General features: G+C 70.2%; 13 protein-coding genes. 10 read left to right on the forward strand and 3 right to left on the reverse strand.

Annotated features, from left to right (window positions below):
* Positions 1-125: 125 nt before the first annotated feature.
* The 8 genes from ACKTSN_RS34955 to ACKTSN_RS34990 all read left to right on the forward strand — a co-directional run bounded on the left by ACKTSN_RS34955 (position 126) and on the right by ACKTSN_RS34990 (position 9770).
* Positions 126-3089, forward strand: coding sequence for a M14 family metallopeptidase (locus tag ACKTSN_RS34955; protein ID WP_409472777.1), 2964 nt, complete (start codon positions 126-128; stop codon positions 3087-3089).
* A 238-nt stretch (positions 3090-3327) separates the two neighbouring features.
* Positions 3328-4335 carry a type I glyceraldehyde-3-phosphate dehydrogenase gene (gene gap, locus ACKTSN_RS34960; RefSeq protein WP_409472778.1) on the forward strand — a complete coding sequence of 336 codons (1008 nt, stop codon included), beginning with the start codon at positions 3328-3330 and terminating at the stop codon, positions 4333-4335.
* Between the two features lie 108 nt (positions 4336-4443).
* Positions 4444-5655 carry a phosphoglycerate kinase gene (locus ACKTSN_RS34965; protein ID WP_409472779.1) on the forward strand — a complete coding sequence of 404 codons (1212 nt, stop codon included), beginning with the start codon at positions 4444-4446 and terminating at the stop codon, positions 5653-5655.
* Positions 5656-5661: 6 nt separating this feature from the next.
* Positions 5662-6450, forward strand: a complete 789-nt coding sequence (gene tpiA, locus ACKTSN_RS34970; protein ID WP_409472780.1) for a triose-phosphate isomerase — start codon at positions 5662-5664, stop codon at positions 6448-6450.
* Positions 6451-6575: 125 nt separating this feature from the next.
* A complete protein-coding gene (secG, locus tag ACKTSN_RS34975) occupies positions 6576-6806 on the forward strand; it encodes a preprotein translocase subunit SecG (protein ID WP_009300451.1) in 231 nt (76 codons plus the stop codon).
* A gap of 199 nt (positions 6807-7005) precedes the next feature.
* Positions 7006-7341, forward strand: a complete 336-nt coding sequence (locus ACKTSN_RS34980; RefSeq protein WP_129797281.1) for an RNA polymerase-binding protein RbpA — start codon at positions 7006-7008, stop codon at positions 7339-7341.
* A 154-nt stretch (positions 7342-7495) separates the two neighbouring features.
* Entirely contained in the window at positions 7496-9181 is a 1686-nt protein-coding gene (gene pgi, locus ACKTSN_RS34985) for a glucose-6-phosphate isomerase (protein WP_409472781.1), read from the forward strand.
* Positions 9182-9278: 97 nt separating this feature from the next.
* Positions 9279-9770, forward strand: coding sequence for a DUF2087 domain-containing protein (locus ACKTSN_RS34990; protein ID WP_409472782.1), 492 nt, complete (start codon positions 9279-9281; stop codon positions 9768-9770).
* A gap of 18 nt (positions 9771-9788) precedes the next feature.
* Here ACKTSN_RS34990 and ACKTSN_RS34995 read toward each other — a convergent pair whose 3' ends face one another.
* From ACKTSN_RS34995 to ACKTSN_RS35005, 3 genes are read right to left on the reverse strand one after another with little or no spacing between them, the layout of a single operon-like run.
* A complete protein-coding gene (locus ACKTSN_RS34995) occupies positions 9789-12071 on the reverse strand; it encodes an ABC transporter permease (protein ID WP_409472783.1) in 2283 nt (760 codons plus the stop codon).
* A 51-nt stretch (positions 12072-12122) separates the two neighbouring features.
* The gene (locus tag ACKTSN_RS35000) at positions 12123-12875 is read right to left on the reverse strand and encodes an ABC transporter ATP-binding protein (RefSeq protein WP_409472784.1); all 753 of its coding nucleotides are present in this window, start codon (positions 12873-12875) and stop codon (positions 12123-12125) included.
* Positions 12872-13387, reverse strand: coding sequence for a PadR family transcriptional regulator (locus tag ACKTSN_RS35005; protein WP_409472785.1), 516 nt, complete (start codon positions 13385-13387; stop codon positions 12872-12874). The genes ACKTSN_RS35000 and ACKTSN_RS35005 overlap by 4 nt, the downstream gene beginning before the upstream one ends.
* Before the next feature lie 121 nt (positions 13388-13508).
* On the opposite strand from ACKTSN_RS35005, the gene ACKTSN_RS35010 reads away from it, so the two are divergent.
* Both ACKTSN_RS35010 and ACKTSN_RS35015 read left to right on the forward strand, forming a co-directional pair.
* Positions 13509-14783: an ABC transporter substrate-binding protein gene (locus ACKTSN_RS35010; protein WP_409472786.1), complete on the forward strand. Its 1275-nt coding sequence runs from the start codon at positions 13509-13511 to the stop codon at positions 14781-14783.
* Between the two features lie 190 nt (positions 14784-14973).
* A complete protein-coding gene (locus ACKTSN_RS35015; protein ID WP_409472787.1) occupies positions 14974-16611 on the forward strand; it encodes a glycoside hydrolase family 13 protein in 1638 nt (545 codons plus the stop codon).
* Positions 16612-16615: the final 4 nt, after the last annotated feature.

Consider the following 16615-nt stretch of genomic DNA (forward strand, 5'->3'; position numbering starts at 1 on the left):
CCGACGCCCACTTGGGTGGTCGGCACCGGCGTGTGTGCGTGTCGGAGGCGCCCTTGACTCGATCATGAAGTGTCATGAGCCTGGCAGCTATTCGCCACTGGGGCGATCCAGTACCAGGGGGGTAAATGAGACACAGAGCGAGATCGATCCTCGCTGTCGGCGCGCTCCTGATCGGTGGAGCGAGCATCGCACCCTTCGCCCAGGCACAGGGCACCAGTTCCACAAGTTCATCGAGTCCCGACACGGAGGAGGTCAAGGTCTACCGGGCCGAAGTCACCAAGCAGCAGATCCCCCTGCTGCTCGCAACCGGTCAGGACGCTCACGAACTCGGCGAACAGGCTCCCGACAAGGGCACCGCCACCGTCGAGGTCTACCTCACCGACAAGCAGGCCAGGAAACTCGAAAAGCAGGGCGTCGACCTCAAGGAGCACACGCTCTCGGCGCAGGCACGCGCGCGTGTGGCCGCCGCCGGGGACGGCGTCTACCGGCCGTACAGCGGAGCGGGCGGCCTCAAGGAGGAGATCCTCCGCACCGGCCAGGAGCACCCGTCCCTCACCAAGGTCGTCTCCATCGGCAAGACGGTCCAGGGCCAGGACATCCTTGCCCTCAAGCTCACCAGGAACGCGAAGCGGACCAAGGACGGAGCCAAGCCCTCCACCCTGTACATGTCCACCCAGCACGCGCGCGAGTGGATCACCCCGGAGATGACCCGGCGGCTGATGCACCACTACCTGGACAACTACGCCACGGACAAGCGGATCAAGAAGATCGTCGACACGACCGAGCTGTGGTTCGTCCTCGTCGCCAACCCCGACGGCTACGACTGGACCCACGCCCCCGAAGGCGACCGCCAGTGGCGCAAGAACATGCGCGACAACAACAGCGACGGCGCGTACACGATCGGCGACGGCGTCGACCTCAACCGCAACTTCGCCTACAAGTGGGGCTATGACGACGAGGGTTCGTCCCCGTACCCCACCAGCCAGACCTACCGAGGCCCCGGCCCGAACTCCGAACCCGAGACCAAGGCGCTCGACGCCTTCGAGCGGCGTATCGGCTTCGAGTACGGCATCAACTACCACTCCGCCGCCGAACTCCTCCTCTACGGGGTCGGCTGGCAGGTGGCCACGCCGACCCCGGACGACGTGCTCTACAAGGCCCTCGCCGGTACGCCGGAGAACTCCGCGATCCAGGGCTACCACCCGCAGCTCTCCTCCGAGCTCTACACCACCAACGGCGAGGCGGACGGTCACGCGGCCAACATCAACGGCACCGCGATGTTCACACCGGAGATGTCGACCTGTCAGACGGCCTCGAACGTCGACCCGGACGACGCCTGGAAGCCCGCGGACTGCGCGTCGATCTTCACCTTCCCGGACGACGAGAAGCTGATCCAGCAGGAGTTCGAGAAGAACATCCCGTTCGCGCTCTCGGTCGCCGAGTCTGCGGCCCGGCCGGACCGGCCGAAGTCGTCGGTCGGCATCGACGCCCCCGACTTCACACCGGCGGCCTTCACGACGTCGTACGCGCGCGGCGCCGACCAGGAGGTCTCCGTCGTCGCACGCAGGTCCGTGCGGGCCAAGGAGCTCAGGTACCGCGTCAACGGCGGCCGTACGCAGGACGTGGCGCTCCGGCCGTGGAAGGGCGGTGAGACGTTCGGCGGTGAGGACAACCTCCACTTCGACGAGTACCGGGCCGGGGTTGATGACGGCGATCCCGGGGACAGGGTCGAGGTCTGGTTCACCGGCAGGACGAAGAGCGGCAAGCGCACCGAGAGCGAGCACTTCACGTACACGGTGGCCGAACGGCCGCGCGCGGACACGCTCGTCGTCGCCGAGGAGGGGGCGCCCACGACCCAGGCACAGATGTACGTGGACGCCCTGAAGGCCAACGGCAGGAAGGCGCTCGTCTGGGACGTCGCCACCCAGGGCGCCCCGGACGCGCTGGGCGTCCTGAAGCACTTCGACACCGTCGTCCACCACACCGGCGCGGTCCGGCCCGGCGTCGCCACCCAGCTCGAACTGCGTGCCCACCTCAACGAGGGCGGCAGGCTGATCGAGGCGGGCGAGACGGCCGGCGGCTCGGTCGACCTCGGCGGAGGCACCTTGTCGAACGACTTCAGCCAGTACTACCTGGGCGCCTACAGCCGTACGTCCCTGCCGGACGCCACGGCGTTCACCGGCACCGGCAGGCTGGCGGGCGTCACGGGAACCCTCGGCGACGCGCCCGGCAACCCGCTGAACGCGGCCGGATCCTTCGGCGTCACCTCGGACACCCTGCCCATGGAGACGTTCCCGCAGTTCGAGAGCGCGGGCGCGGGCCAGTACCCGGGGACGGTCAACCCCTACGGCCCGTACGAAGGCGCCTCCATGGCGGCCGTCACGCACTCCGACTACGCCTGGAACCGTCTGACCCGGACCATCGACCTCACCTCCGTCAGCGCGGCCGACGCCCCGACCCTGCGCACCCGGCTCCTGTGGGACACCGAGCAGGGCTACGACCACGCCGTCCTGGAGGCGCACACCGCCGGGGCGGACGACTGGACCACCCTCCCGGAGAAGGGCGGCGCCACCGGCACCACCGTGCCCACCGAGTGCGAGGCCGGTTACTTCATTCAGGCACACCCAGCCCTGAAGCGGTATCTGACCCCGGGCGAGGGCGGCTGCACGCCCACCGGGACGAGCGGTTCCTGGAACAGCTTCACCGGCGCCTCGGACGGCTGGCAGCAGGTCGAGTTCGACCTCTCCGCCTACGCCGGGAAGACGGTCGAGGTCTCGCTCTCCTACATCACCGACCCCGGCTCCGGCGGCCACGGCGTCCTCGCCGACAACGCCTCCGTGGTCATCGGCGGTACGGCGGGCCAGACGGAAGGCTTCGAGACGTCGCTCGGCGCCTGGAGCACCCCGGGACCGCCCTCGGGCAGCCCCGCGGTGGTCAAGGACTGGGGGCTGTCCGGCGAACTGTTCAAGACATACGGAGCGGTCACCACGGACGACACCGTGCTGCTGGGCTTCGGCCTGGAGCACGTCACCGCGGCGGCCGACCGCAGAGCCCTGATCGGGGAGGCACTCGCAGCACTCGACGACTGAGTTTCCGAAGGTCGACGACGGTCAACGACCGCCGACTCCGCGTAGTCATTCAGGGTGATCGGCTCTCGCGGCCCGGGCGGTCCGTACCCCTACTGGCGGGTACGGACCGCAGTGCCGTGTATGGGCCATCTCGATGTCACCCCGGAGGCCTCGGGGAGGTAGGGTCGGATCCGGTCGGGGACATCCCATACAGCTCGCCGGCGTCAAGACACCGGCGTACCAACGAGGAGATCGGTTCGTGACGATCCGCGTAGGCATCAACGGCTTTGGCCGCATCGGTCGTAACTACTTCCGCGCGCTGCTGGAGCAGGGTGCAGACATCGAGATCGTGGCTGTCAACGACCTGGGTGACACCGCGACCACCGCTCACCTGCTGAAGTACGACACCATCCTGGGCCGCCTCAAGCAGGAGGTCACGCACACCGCCGACACGATCACCGTCGGCGGCTACACCATCAAGGTGCTGTCCGAGCGCAACCCCGCCGACATCCCGTGGGGCGAGCTGGGCGTCGACATCGTCATCGAGTCGACCGGCATCTTCACCAAGAAGGAAGACGCCGCGAAGCACATCGCGGGCGGTGCGAAGAAGGTCCTCATCTCGGCCCCGGCCAAGGACGAGGACATCACCATCGTGATGGGCGTCAACCACGACAAGTACGACCCGGCAAACCACCACGTCATCTCCAACGCCTCCTGCACCACCAACTGTGTGGCGCCGATGGCCAAGGTCCTCGACGAGAACTTCGGCATCGTCAAGGGTCTGATGACGACCGTCCACGCGTACACGAACGACCAGCGCATCCTGGACTTCCCGCACAAGGACCTGCGCCGCGCCCGTGCCGCCGCCGAGAACATCATCCCGACCACCACCGGTGCCGCCAAGGCCACCGCCCTGGTCCTGCCGCAGCTCAAGGGCAAGCTGGACGGCATGGCCATGCGCGTCCCGGTCCCGACCGGCTCCGTCACCGACCTGGTCGTCGAGCTCGGCCGCGAGGTCACCAAGGAAGAGGTCAACGCCGCCTTCCAGAAGGCCGCCGAGGGCGAGCTCAAGGGCCTCCTCGAGTACACCGAGGACCCGATCGTCTCCTCGGACATCGTCAACGCCCCGGCGTCCTGCACCTTCGACTCCTCCCTGACCATGGTCCAGGAGGGCAAGAACGTGAAGGTCATCGGCTGGTACGACAACGAGTGGGGCTACTCCAACCGCCTCGTCGACCTCACGGTCTTCGTCGGCAACCAGCTCTGATCACCGGAGCAGGCACCTCGATGTGAGAGCAGGGCTCGGTCAGCGCACACCGCGTTGTCCGAGCCCTGCCGCACGTACTGATCGACCAGCCCTCTCAGGAGTCCCCTCATGAAGACGATCGACGAACTTCTCTCGGAAGGTGTGGACGGCAAGCGGGTCTTCGTCCGTGCCGACCTGAACGTGCCGCTGGCCGACGGTGTCATCACCGACGACGGCCGCATCCGCGCCGTACTGCCCACCGTCAAGGCCCTCGCGGACGCCGGTGCCAAGGTGGTCGTCGCCTCGCACCTCGGCCGCCCCAAGGGTGCCCCGGACCCCGCCTTCTCGCTGCTGCCCGCCGCCCGGCGCCTCGGTGAACTCCTCGGTGCCGAGGTGCAGTTCGCCACCGACACGGTCGGCGAGGCCGCGCAGGCCACCGTCGCCGGACTGGCGAACGGCCAGGTCGCGGTGATCGAGAACCTGCGCTTCAACGCCGGCGAGACGGCCAAGGACGACGCCGAGCGCGCCGCCTTCGCCGACCGGCTCGCCGCCCTCGCCGACGTGTACGTCGGTGACGGTTTCGGCGCCGTGCACCGCAAGCACGCCTCCGTGTACGACCTCCCGGCCCGGCTGCCGCACTACGCCGGCCACCTCATCGCCACCGAGGTCGGCGTCCTGAAGAAACTCACCGAGGACGTCCAGCGGCCGTACGTCGTCGCCCTCGGCGGCGCCAAGGTCTCCGACAAGCTCGCCGTCATCGACCAGCTGCTCAGCAAGGCCGACCGCCTCCTCATCGGCGGCGGCATGGCCTACACCTTCCTCAAGGCCAAGGGCTACGAGGTCGGCATCTCCCTCCTCCAGGAGGACCAGATCCCGGCCGTCACCGAGTACATCGAGCGCGCCGAGAAGACCGGCGTCGAGCTGGTCCTGCCGGTCGACGTCCTGGTCGCTCCCGAGTTCCCGGACCTGAAGACCAAGGCCCCCGCGAACCCCACCACCGTCGCCGCGGACGCCATCCCGGCGGACCAGGAGGGTCTGGACATCGGTCCGCAGACCCGCAAGCTGTACGCCTCGAAGCTCGCCGACGCCGCCACCGTCTTCTGGAACGGCCCCATGGGCGTCTTCGAGCACCCCGACTACGCCGAGGGCACCAAGGCGGTCGCCCAGGCCCTCATCGGCTCCCCGGGCTTCACCGTGGTCGGCGGCGGCGACTCCGCCGCGGCTGTGCGCATCCTGGGCTTCGAGGAGAACGCATTCGGCCACATCTCGACCGGTGGCGGCGCCTCCCTCGAATACCTCGAGGGCAAGACGCTCCCCGGCCTCGCCGCACTGGAGGACTGACCCTCAATGACCACCCGTACGCCCCTGATGGCGGGCAACTGGAAGATGAACCTCAACCACCTCGAGGCCATCGCCCACGTCCAGAAGCTCGCCTTCGCCCTGGCCGACAAGGACTACGAGGCCGTCGAGGTCGCCGTCCTGCCGCCCTTCACCGACCTGCGCTCCGTGCAGACCCTGGTCGACGGCGACAAGCTGAAGATCAAGTACGGTGCCCAGGACCTCTCGGCGCACGACTCCGGCGCGTACACCGGCGAGATCTCCGGCGCGATGCTGGCCAAGCTGAAGTGCACCTACGTGGCGGTCGGCCACTCCGAGCGCCGCCAGTACCACGCCGAGACCGACGAGATCGTCAACGCCAAGGTCAAGGCCGCCTTCAAGCACGGCCTGACCCCGATCATGTGCGTCGGCGAGGAGCTGGAGGTCCGTGACGCGGGCAACCACGTCACGCACACGCTCGCCCAGGTCGAGGGCGGTCTGAAGGGCGTGGCGGCCGAGCAGGCCGAGTCCATCGTGATCGCCTACGAGCCCGTCTGGGCCATCGGCACCGGCAAGGTCTGCGGCGCCGACGACGCCCAGGAGGTCTGCGCGGCGATCCGCGGCAAGCTCGCCGAGCTGTACTCCCAGGACGTCGCCGACAAGGTCCGCATCCAGTACGGCGGCTCCGTGAAGTCCGGCAACGTCGCCGAGATCATGGCCAAGGCCGACATCGACGGCGCGCTGGTCGGCGGCGCCTCGCTGGACGCGGACGAGTTCGTCAAGATCGTCCGCTTCCGCGACCAGCGAGTCGACCAGTGAGTCGACCAGTGAGTCGACCAGTGAGTATGCGGTAGCGGCGATACGTCGTACCCTTGCGGGGTCCAGCAGTGCATGCTGGACCCCGTCGTCGATCCAGATCCGAGGAAGTTGGTCCAGCCGTGGTTATGGGGTTCTCGATCGCCCTGATCGTCTTCAGCCTGCTGCTGATGCTGCTGGTGCTGATGCACAAGGGGAAGGGCGGCGGCCTCTCCGACATGTTCGGTGGCGGCATGCAGTCGTCCGTCGGCGGCTCCTCGGTCGCCGAGCGCAACCTGGACCGCATCACCGTGGTGGTCGGTCTGCTGTGGTTCGCGTGCATCGTCGTGCTGGGCATCCTGATGAAGGTCAACAACTGACCGGCACACACATTCCGCACGTAACGCCCCATGTTGGGTACGCGCCCCTGAGCGCGGCCTATCATGGGGCTTGCGTCTTGATATGGGGTCGGTAACTCCAATCACTGGACGCGCGTTGGGCCTTACGTAGACTGAGGCGCTCGCAGCGAAGCGAAACGCCGACTCGCTTTGCGGCACCATCACGCAGGGAGTTACGACCGTGGCAAGTGGCAACGCGATCCGAGGAAGCCGGGTCGGGGCGGGGCCGATGGGCGAGGCCGAGCGCGGCGAGTCCGCGCCCCGTCTGCGCGTCTCCTTCTGGTGCTCCAACGGGCACGAAACACAGCCGAGCTTCGCCAGCGACGCACAGGTTCCCGACACCTGGGACTGCCCGCGCTGCGGGTTCCCGGCCGGACAGGACCGGGACAACCCACCGGCCCCGCCGCGCACCGAGCCGTACAAGACGCACCTGGCGTATGTACGGGAGCGGCGCAGCGACGCGGACGGCGAGGCGATCCTCGCCGAGGCGCTCGCCAAACTGCGGGGCGAAATCTAGGAATTGAGCTCCGGCCGGGCACCGAGCCGTGCCCGGCCCGACGGCTGACACCTGTGGTGCTGACACCTGTGGTCAAGGTGAACGTATCTGTTGTTGCACGGCACGACGACGCGACGACAGCTCACGTCTCCCACTGATCAATTAGGTTGGGACCATGAACGCAGACGGCCGTACCAGGCTCAATCAGACGCCCGAGTGGACCGCTCTGGCCAAGCACCGTGAGGAGTTCGCGGACACCCATCTGCGGGATCTGTTCGCGGCGGACCCCGGACGCGGCTCCGGCTACACGCTGCAGGTCGGGGACCTGTACGTCGACTACTCCAAGCACCTCGTCACCGACGAGACCCTGCGGCTGCTGCGCGAGCTGGCCGCCGCGAGGGACGTCTTCGGCCTGCGGGACGCCATGTTCCGCGGCGAGAAGATCAACACGACCGAGAACCGCGCCGTCCTGCACACCGCGCTGCGGGCGCCGCGCGAGGCGGTCATCGAGGTCGACGGGGAGAACGTCGTGCCGGCCGTGCACGCCGTTCTCGACAAGATGGCCGACTTCGCCGAGCGGGTCCGTTCGGGGGAGTGGACCGGGCACACCGGCCGGCGGATCCGCAACGTCGTCAACGTCGGCATCGGCGGCTCCGACCTGGGCCCGGCGATGGCGTACGAGGTGCTGCGCGCCTTCACCGACCGCGATCTGACGGTCCGCTTCGTCTCCAACGTCGACGGCGCCGACCTGCACGAGGCGACGCGCGACCTGGACCCGGCCGAGACGCTGTTCATCATCGCCTCCAAGACCTTCACCACCATCGAGACGGTCACCAACGCCACGTCCGCGCGGAAGTGGCTGCTGGACGCGCTCGATGGGGGCACCTCCCGCTCGAGCGAAGCCGAGAGTGGGGGAACGGCCGCCGTAGCCAAGCACTTCGTCGCTCTGTCGACGAATGCCGAGAAGGTCGCGGAGTTCGGCATCGACACGGCCAACATGTTCGAGTTCTGGGACTGGGTCGGAGGCCGCTACTCGTACGACTCCGCGATCGGCCTGTCGCTGATGATCGCCATCGGGCCGGACCGCTTCCGGGAGATGCTCGACGGCTTCCACCTGGTCGACGAGCACTTCCGCACCGCTCCCGCCGAGTCCAACGTGCCGCTGCTGCTGGGCCTGCTGGGCATCTGGTACGGCAACTTCCTGGGCGCCCAGTCGCACGCCGTGCTGCCCTACAGCCACTACCTGTCCAGGTTCACCGCCTACCTCCAGCAGCTCGACATGGAGTCCAACGGCAAGTACGTCGGCCGGGACGGACGCGAGGTGGACTGGCAGACCGGACCCGTCGTCTGGGGCACGCCCGGCACCAACGGGCAGCACGCCTACTACCAGCTCATCCACCAGGGCACGAAGCTGATCCCGGCGGACTTCATCGGGTTCGCCGAGCCGGTCGCCGAGCTCAGCGACGAGCTGAAGGCCCAGCACGACCTGCTGATGGCCAACTTCTTCGCCCAGACGCAGGCACTGGCCTTCGGCAAGACGCCGGACGAAGTGCGTGCCGAGGGTGTGCCGGAGGAGCTGGTGGCGCACAAGACGTTCAAGGGTGACCACCCGACGACCACGATCCTCGCGCGTGAGCTCACGCCGTCGGTGCTCGGCCAGTTGGTCGCTCTGTACGAGCACAAGGTGTTCGTCCAGGGCGCGGTCTGGGACATCGACTCCTTCGACCAGTGGGGCGTCGAGCTCGGCAAGGTCCTCGCCAAGCGCGTCGAGCCCGCCCTCACCGAGGGCGCCGAGGTGGCCGGCCTGGACGCGTCCACCACGACGCTGGTCGCCAAGTACCGGGAGCTGCGCGGGCGTTGAGTCGGCGCCGGGTGGCCGCGCGGACGTTATTCGGATGCGCGGCCACCGGCCGGCGGGTGACACTGCTCCGGCTCCGTCACCTGCCGGAAGGAACCCCATGGACCAGCTCCTGGCCGCGCTCGCCGACCCGGAACGGCTGAAGCTGTACGCCCGCATCGTGCTGCAGGCCCTGCCGCCACGCGAGGAGGACGCTCCCACCGTGCGCAAACACCTGGGGCGCCTGATCTCGGCCGGGCTCGTGGAACGCCGTCCCGACGGCTCCCTGACGGCCGACGCGTCGGTCTTCCGCCGCGCACGCCCCGCCGAACCGGCGGCGGCCGGCGTGCCCCGGCGTCTGACCGGGTTCTTCGCCCACGGGCGGCTGACGTCGATCCCGGTCCGTCCGGTCGTACGCCGTGAACTGCTCGAGCATCTGACGGAAACACTCTTCGCGGCCGAGCGCAGCTATACCGAGCGCGAGGTCAACGAGGCGTTCCGCACCGTCCACGACGACACGTCCGCGCTGCGCCGCTACTGCGTGGAGAACGGTCTGCTCGTGCGCGAGCGCGACGGCAGCAGCTACCGGCGCGTCACCGCGGTCTCCGGGTGACCACACCGGGAGTCGCGCTCAGGCCACCGCGCTGAGCGTGTCCGCGAGGCGGCGCCGGGCCGCTCGGGCGGCCGGGAGGGCGGCGAGGGCGGTCGCGCCGAGTACGGCGGACGCCCCGAGGAGCAGCAGGAGGGCGGGGGAGGGGCCCTGGGCGATGCCGGCGCCGAGGCCGCTGGATCTGCCCTGGGCGTCGATCAGCCAGTGCGCCAGCGGCAGCCCGAGGGCCAGGGCGGTGAGCAGGGCCGCCAGTGCCGTACAGCCGGTGGCCGTGACCGTGATCGCGGTGATCTGGCGTGGGGACAGGCCGATCGCCTTCAGGGCCAGCAGGTCCCGCTCGCCCTCGCGGACCGTGCCGCCGATCGCGGTCAGCAGCTCGATGAGCCCGATCAGGGCGAGCACGGCGATCAGCCCGAGGACGACTCCGCGCAGCGGGGACAGCCCGTCGGCCGGGTTCGTCACGGTGTGCACGTCGAGGTGGCCGCGTCCGGCCGTGGCGAGTCGGTCGGCGACCTCGTGCGGGTCGGCGCCGGCGGTCAGGCGGAGCTGGTGGAGGGTCGGGCTGAGGCCGGGGTCGTTCTCGCGGAGGGTGTCCAGGGAGGTGGAGACGACCCGGCCGGCGTTCTCCGGCTCGATGCTGCGGCCCACGATGTGCAGGACCTGCGGCTGGTCACCGACGGTCATCCGCACCCAGTCCCCGACCCGTACGTCCAGCAGGTCGAGCAGCCCCTGCCCGGCCACGGCCTCGTCGGGCCCGCGCGCGGGACGGCCCTCGGCCAGCGTGTACGGATAGGGGTCCGCTCGGGTGCCGAGGCCGCGCAGGGCGATGGTCGCCGTCTGGCCCGGTACCAGGGCGGCCACTTCGACGCCCGGGTAGGCGGCGGCGACCTGCGGGTCGCGTTCCAGCAGGGCGCGGGCGTCCCGGTCGTTCAGGCCCGCGTCGGCTCGGACGGTCAGCGCGGCGGGGAGGCCGATCCGCTCGGGGCTGCTGTGGAAGCGGTCGATGGTGGTCCATGCGCTCATCGCCACCACGATCAGCAGCAGCGGCAGCGCGAGCCGGGCGACCGTGCCCAGGGACCGGGGCCAACGGGTGAACGCCTTGTGCCAGCCGAGGACCAGCGCGGGCGGCACCCGTACGCCCAGTGCGCGCCGGGCCACGCCCGACAGCCGGCCGCCGAGGGGCGCCGCGGGCCGGGGCACGGGCACCGGCGGCACCCGTCCCGCCCGCCATGCGGCGAGTCCGGTGGTCGCGCCGATGAACAGCACCGCGCCCACCGGCACCACGATGAGGGCGGCCGTGTGCCCGGGCAGCCCCTGCCACACGCCGACCGCGTCTCCGAACCGCCCCGGGATCCGCCTGCCCAGCGCCTCGGTGAGCGCGGCGGCGGTCATGGCGCCCAGCAGGGCGTACGCCAGATGCTGGAGCAGAAAGACCCGGACGACCTGGCCGGGCGTGAAGCCGATCGCCTTCAGTACGGAGATGTCCCGCAGATGGCCGCGGATGCGGGTGCCGATCGCCCCGTGCACGGCGAGTCCGGCGGCGATCAGCGCGCCAAGACCGAACAGGCCCAGCACCTGGCCGAGCAGCCGGTTGTCGCCCTGCGCCTCGGCGCGCGCCTGCTGCCAGGTGGAGACCTCGCCGATCGCCCCGGCGCCCAGCAGGGTCACGGCGCGCTGGACGGCGTAGTCCGTGTCGTCCGGGTCCGTCAGGCGCACGCCGATGACCTGTCCGCCCGGGTCGGGCACCGCGGACGGCAGCGCCCAGACCAGGCCGGGCTGTTCACCCGGCCGGTAACGGGGCTCGGCGCTGTCGGCGATGCCCACGACGGTCAGCTTCTGCGCGGTGCCGGGCAGGGTGAGCGGGTCGCCGGGCTGGGCCAGCAGGGCGCGGGCGAGACCGCTCTCCAGGACCACGCCGTCGGGGGTGGCGGGGTCCAGCCAGTGGCCGGAGGTGAGCAGTGGGCGGCCGACGGAGGGCAGCTCCGCGGTGCCGCGCAGTTCCACGGAGGCGCGGGTCCCCCGGGAGGCGACGGTGGCGGAGGCGGTCGGATGGGGACCGGCGACGGACTCGACGCCGTCCAGCGCGGTCAGCTTCCGGGTGTCGGCGGAGGCGTCGGTGTGCAGCCAGACGTGGGCGCCGCGGGCCTGGGTGAAGACCCGCTGCCAGGGGTTGGTGGCGTAGCCGAAGAGGGCGGTGGCCAGCAGCAGCGCCACGACGATGCCCGCCGTGGCGAGGACGAGGAACAGCGCCTCGCCGCGATGCGTGCGCAGATCGGAGTGTGCCCAGCGCAGGGTGGCTCGCACGGGCGTCAGCCCCTCGGCCCAAAGTCAGCGCAATGGTTGTAGGCCCGCATGTCAGTCCCTGAGCTCCAGCACACCCGATATCCCGGAGCGGCGCGGGGGCGGGCCGCCGTCCAGTTCCGCGTCGTCGGCGATCCGCCCGTCGAAGAAGCTGATCACCCGGTCCGCCGCGCTCGCCAGCCGCGCGTCATGCGTGACGAGCAGGATCGTCTGGCCGCGCTGGTGGAAGCGGGACAGCAGCCGCATCACCTCACGGGTGCCCTTGCTGTCCAGGCTGCCCGCGGGTTCGTCGGCGAGCAGCAGGGGCGGATGGTTGACCAGGGCCCGGGCGAGCGCGACCCGCTGCTGCTCGCCGCCGGACAGCTCGCCCGGCATGCTGCGCTCCTTGCCCGCGAGCCCCAGCTCGGCCAGCAGCTGCTCCCGCTCGGCGCGCGCCCGCTTCGGCGGCACCCCGGCGAGGAGAGCGGGCAGCTCGACGTTGTCGGCGACGGACAGGTTCGACACCAGATTGAAGAACTGGAAGACGATCCCGATCCGCTTCCGGCGCTCCACCGCCCAGCGCGCCTCGCTGTACGCGTCGGTGCACTCACCGTCCAGCCAGATGCTTCCCGCGTCCGGCCGCTGGAGCCCGCCGAGCAGATGCAGCAGCGTCGACTTGCCGGCACCGGACGGGCCGGTGATCGCCACGAACTCGCCCCGCCGCACGCTCAGGTCGACCCCGCGCACGGCAGGCGCGGGCGCGCCCTGGCCGTAGTGCGTCCTGACCAGGCCCTCGGCGCGCAGCACGGGAGCGGAACCGTCGCTCACTGAAGCTCCTCCAGCTCTTCCTGGCACCGCTCCAGCCAGTCGAGGTCGGCCTGCAGATGCAGCATCGCGCCCTCGATCAACAGATGGGCGATGCGGTTGTCCCGGTCCTCGGCGGCGGCCAGCTTCGACAGTTGACGCATGGTGTTCAGATACTGGCGCCGCTGCTTGTTGATGAGGGCGATCTGGTCGGCGAGACCGGTCTGCGGAGCGAGCGCCAGTTTCATGAAGAACTCGTCCCGCACCCGCGGCTCGTCCTCGGGCTCCTCGAACCAGGCGCGCAGCGCCTCACGCCCGGCGTCGGTGAGGTGGTAGACCTTCTTGTTGGGCCGGCTGGACTGCTCGACGTCCTCGCCCTCGATCAGTCCCTGCTTCTCGAGGCGGCCGAGGGTGACGTAGATCTGGCCGACGTTCGGCTGAGGGTACGCGGAGCCCAGCAGTTGCTCAAGGTCTTGCTTGAGCTCGTAGCCGTGGGCCGGGCCACGGGCGAGGAGGGCCAGGAGGGGCAGGCGCACGCGTGCAGTCCTCCTGTCTCGTCAATGTGCTCCAGACCCTAGTATCGCCCATACCTAACAGGTATACATGGCCTCTGACCCCGGGCGAAGGTGCCCGTGGCCGGTGTACAGGGAGGAACCTATGCGGTGGATGCGCGCCGCCGGTAGGGGCCTTCTCGTTCTGCTCGTGGTCCTGACCGGTTACGTCGCCTCCGGCGCCCGGGCGCAGGAAGACACCGGAGGCGGCCGCGGCCCGCTCACACTCGCCACCGCCGGAGATCTCACCAACTATCTCGGCCCCCTCCTCCAGGGCTGGAACCGCACCCACCCTGACGAGAAGGTAACTCTCGTCGAGTTGCCCGACTCGGCCGACGAGACGCACGCGCAAATGGTCACGGATCTGCGCGGCGGCGACCGCAGCCGGTTCGACGTCCTCAACATCGACGTCAACTGGACGTCGGAGTTCGCCGGGGCGGGCTGGATACGGCCCCTTCCGCGCGACCGCTTCGGGCTCGGGACCTTCCTGCCGCCGGTCGTCGACACGGCGACCTACGACGGACAGCTCTACGCGGTCCCGTACGTCACCAACGCCGGGCTGCTGCTGTACCGCAAGGACGTCCTCGCGAAGGAGGGCGTCCCTCCGCCGCGCACCTGGGCCGAGTTGGAGCGGGTCGCGAGGACCATCGCCCCGAAGTACGGACTCGACGGCTACGCCGGCCAGTTCCTGCCGTACGAGGGCCTCACCGTCAACGCGGCCGAGGCCGTCTACTCGGCGGGCGGCACGATCCTCGACGAGGGCGCGCGCGTCACCGTGGACTCGGCGGCGGCCCGCGAGGGCATCGGATTCCTCGCGCGTGGGGTGCGCGAGGGCTGGATACCGAAAGCGGCGCTGACGTACAAGGAGGAGGAGTCCAAGCAGGCCTTCCAGGACGGCCGGCTGCTCTTCCTGCGCAACTGGCCGTACGCGTACGCGTACGTCGGTGCCTCCGCCAAGGGCTCGAAGGTCGCCGGGAAGATCGGCGCCGTACCGCTGCCGGGGCCGGACGGGCCGGGGACGAGTGTCCTCGGCGGCTCCAATCTGGCCGTCACCGCACACGCCCGGCACCCCGACACGGCCGCGCGCCTGATCGTGTATCTCACCAGCGAGCGCGTCCAGCGTCAGGTCCTCACGCGCGGCGCACTGCCGCCCGTACGGGCCGACCTCTACGAGGATCCCGAGCTCGTCAGGGAGTTCCCGTACCTGCCGACCCTGCGCGAGAGCGTGCTCACGGCCGAGCCGCGCCCCAAGAGCCCGCACTACGACCAGGTCAGCCTGGCGGTGCAGGCGGTCGTGCACGACGCGATGACCGGGCGGCAGACGCCCGAGGCGGCGGTGCGGCGGCTGGCGCGGGAGCTGGCCGCCATCTCTCGCCGCTAGTCCTTCGCGAGTCCCCCGCTAGTTACATGTTAGGTAACGCCAACGTCTCATCTGTGCTCTCAATGCCCGGATAAGTCGGGATTTCATCGCCCAACCTCCCAGTAGCTTCCCGCCCGTTCGTTGACACCCTCGCGACACGTCTACTTAACATGCATGCATAACCGTCAGCTCGCACAGACAGGTCAACGGGGTGAGTCTCCACCGCACAGAAGCCCGCCACTGGTGGCGCGACGCAGTGATCTACCAGGTGTACGTCCGCAGCTTCCTGGACAGCACCGGCGACGGCATCGGCGATCTCGCCGGCGTCCGGGCCGGGCTGCCGTACCTGAAGAAGCTCGGCGTCGACGGGATCTGGCTCAGCCCCTTCTATCCCTCGCCACAGCACGACCACGGCTACGACGTGGCCGACTATTGCGACGTCGACCCGACCTTCGGCGACCTCGCCGAGTTCGACCTGCTGGTGACGGCCGCCCGGCGGCTCGGCATCAAGGTGCTGCTGGACATCGTGCCCAACCACTGCTCCAGCGAGCACCCCTGGTTCCGCGAGGCGCTCGCCGCCGGGCCGGGCAGCGCGGCCCGCGCCCGCTTCCACTTCGCCGACGGCCGTGGTCCCGACGGCTCGGAGCCGCCCAACAACTGGCACGCCATGTTCGGCGGACCGGCCTGGAGCCGGGTGACGGAGGCGGACGGGCGGCCCGGCCAGTGGTACCTGCACATGTTCACGCCCGAGCAGCCGGACTGGAACTGGCGCGACCCCGAGGTCCCCGCCGAGTTCGAGAGGATCCTGCGCTTCTGGCTGGACCGGGGCGTCGACGGCTTCCGTATCGACGTCGCCGCCGGGCTCTTCAAGCACCCGGAGCTGCCCGACTCCCCGGACCCCGAGGCCGACGCCCGCACTCGCGACTCGGTCAACCCGCTGGCCTGGAACCAGCCCGAGGTGCACGAGGTGTGGCGGCACTGGCGCGCGATATGCGAGGACTACACCGCCCGCGACGGCCGCGAGCGCCTGCTGGTCGGCGAGGTGTCCGTGCCCACCGCCCGCGAGCACGCCCAGTACGTCCGCGCCGACGAGCTCCACCAGGCCTTCTTCTTCGACCTGCTCAGCGCCCCCTGGGACGCCGACGCCTTCCGCAAGGTCGTCTCCGAGGCCATGCAGGACATAGCCGGCACGGGCTCGACGGTCACCTGGGTCCTCAACAACCACGACCAGGTCCGCACCGTCACCCGCTACGGCGAACCCGCAACCGAGGGCAGCGGACTCGGCGCCGCCCGCGCCCGCGCCGCCGCGCTGCTCATGCTGGCGCTGCCCGGAGCCGCGTACATCTACCAGGGCGAGGAGCTGGGCCTGCCCGAGGTCGTCGATCTGCCCGACGACGTGCTCACCGACCCGATCTTCCGCCGCACCGGCAGCCGGGCCCGGATCCGCGACGGCTGCCGGGTGCCGCTGCCGTGGTCGGGACAGGCCTCGCCGTTCGGCTTCACCTCCGGGGTCGAGGGCGCCAAGCCGTGGCTGCCGCAGCCGGAGTGGTTCGCCGAGCACGCCACCGACCGCGCCCTCGCCGACACCCGCTCCTTCTGGCACCTGTACCGCGATGGCCTCCAACTGCGCGCCTCACTGCCCCAGTTGGGCGAGGGCTCGCTGCGCTGGCTGGACACCCCGCCCGGTGTCCTGGCCTTCGTCCGCGGCGACGACCTGGTCTGCGCCGTCAACTTCGGCACCGCCCCCACGCCCGCGCCGGTCTCCGGCACCCCGCTGCTGTCCAGCGGCCCCTGCCCGGCCGGGGTGCTGCCCGGCTCGACGGCGGCCTGGTGGATCAGCGACAGCTGAGCCC

The organism is Streptomyces flavusporus (assembly GCF_046267975.1).
GTDB lineage: Bacteria > Actinomycetota > Actinomycetes > Streptomycetales > Streptomycetaceae > Streptomyces > Streptomyces flavusporus.

What these genes read in the sequence shown, in the direction of transcription:
- ACKTSN_RS34965 (WP_409472779.1), top strand. Translation starts at nt 4,444, where the DNA reads ATGAAGACGATCGACGAACTTCTCTCGGAAGGTGTGGACGGCAAGCGG.
- ACKTSN_RS34990 (WP_409472782.1), top strand. Translation starts at nt 9,279, where the DNA reads ATGGACCAGCTCCTGGCCGCGCTCGCCGACCCGGAACGGCTGAAGCTG.
- ACKTSN_RS35010 (WP_409472786.1), top strand. Translation starts at nt 13,509, where the DNA reads ATGCGGTGGATGCGCGCCGCCGGTAGGGGCCTTCTCGTTCTGCTCGTG.
- pgi (WP_409472781.1), top strand. Translation starts at nt 7,496, where the DNA reads ATGAACGCAGACGGCCGTACCAGGCTCAATCAGACGCCCGAGTGGACC.
- secG (WP_009300451.1), top strand. Translation starts at nt 6,576, where the DNA reads ATGGGGTTCTCGATCGCCCTGATCGTCTTCAGCCTGCTGCTGATGCTG.
- tpiA (WP_409472780.1), top strand. Translation starts at nt 5,662, where the DNA reads ATGACCACCCGTACGCCCCTGATGGCGGGCAACTGGAAGATGAACCTC.
- ACKTSN_RS34955 (WP_409472777.1), top strand. Translation starts at nt 126, where the DNA reads ATGAGACACAGAGCGAGATCGATCCTCGCTGTCGGCGCGCTCCTGATC.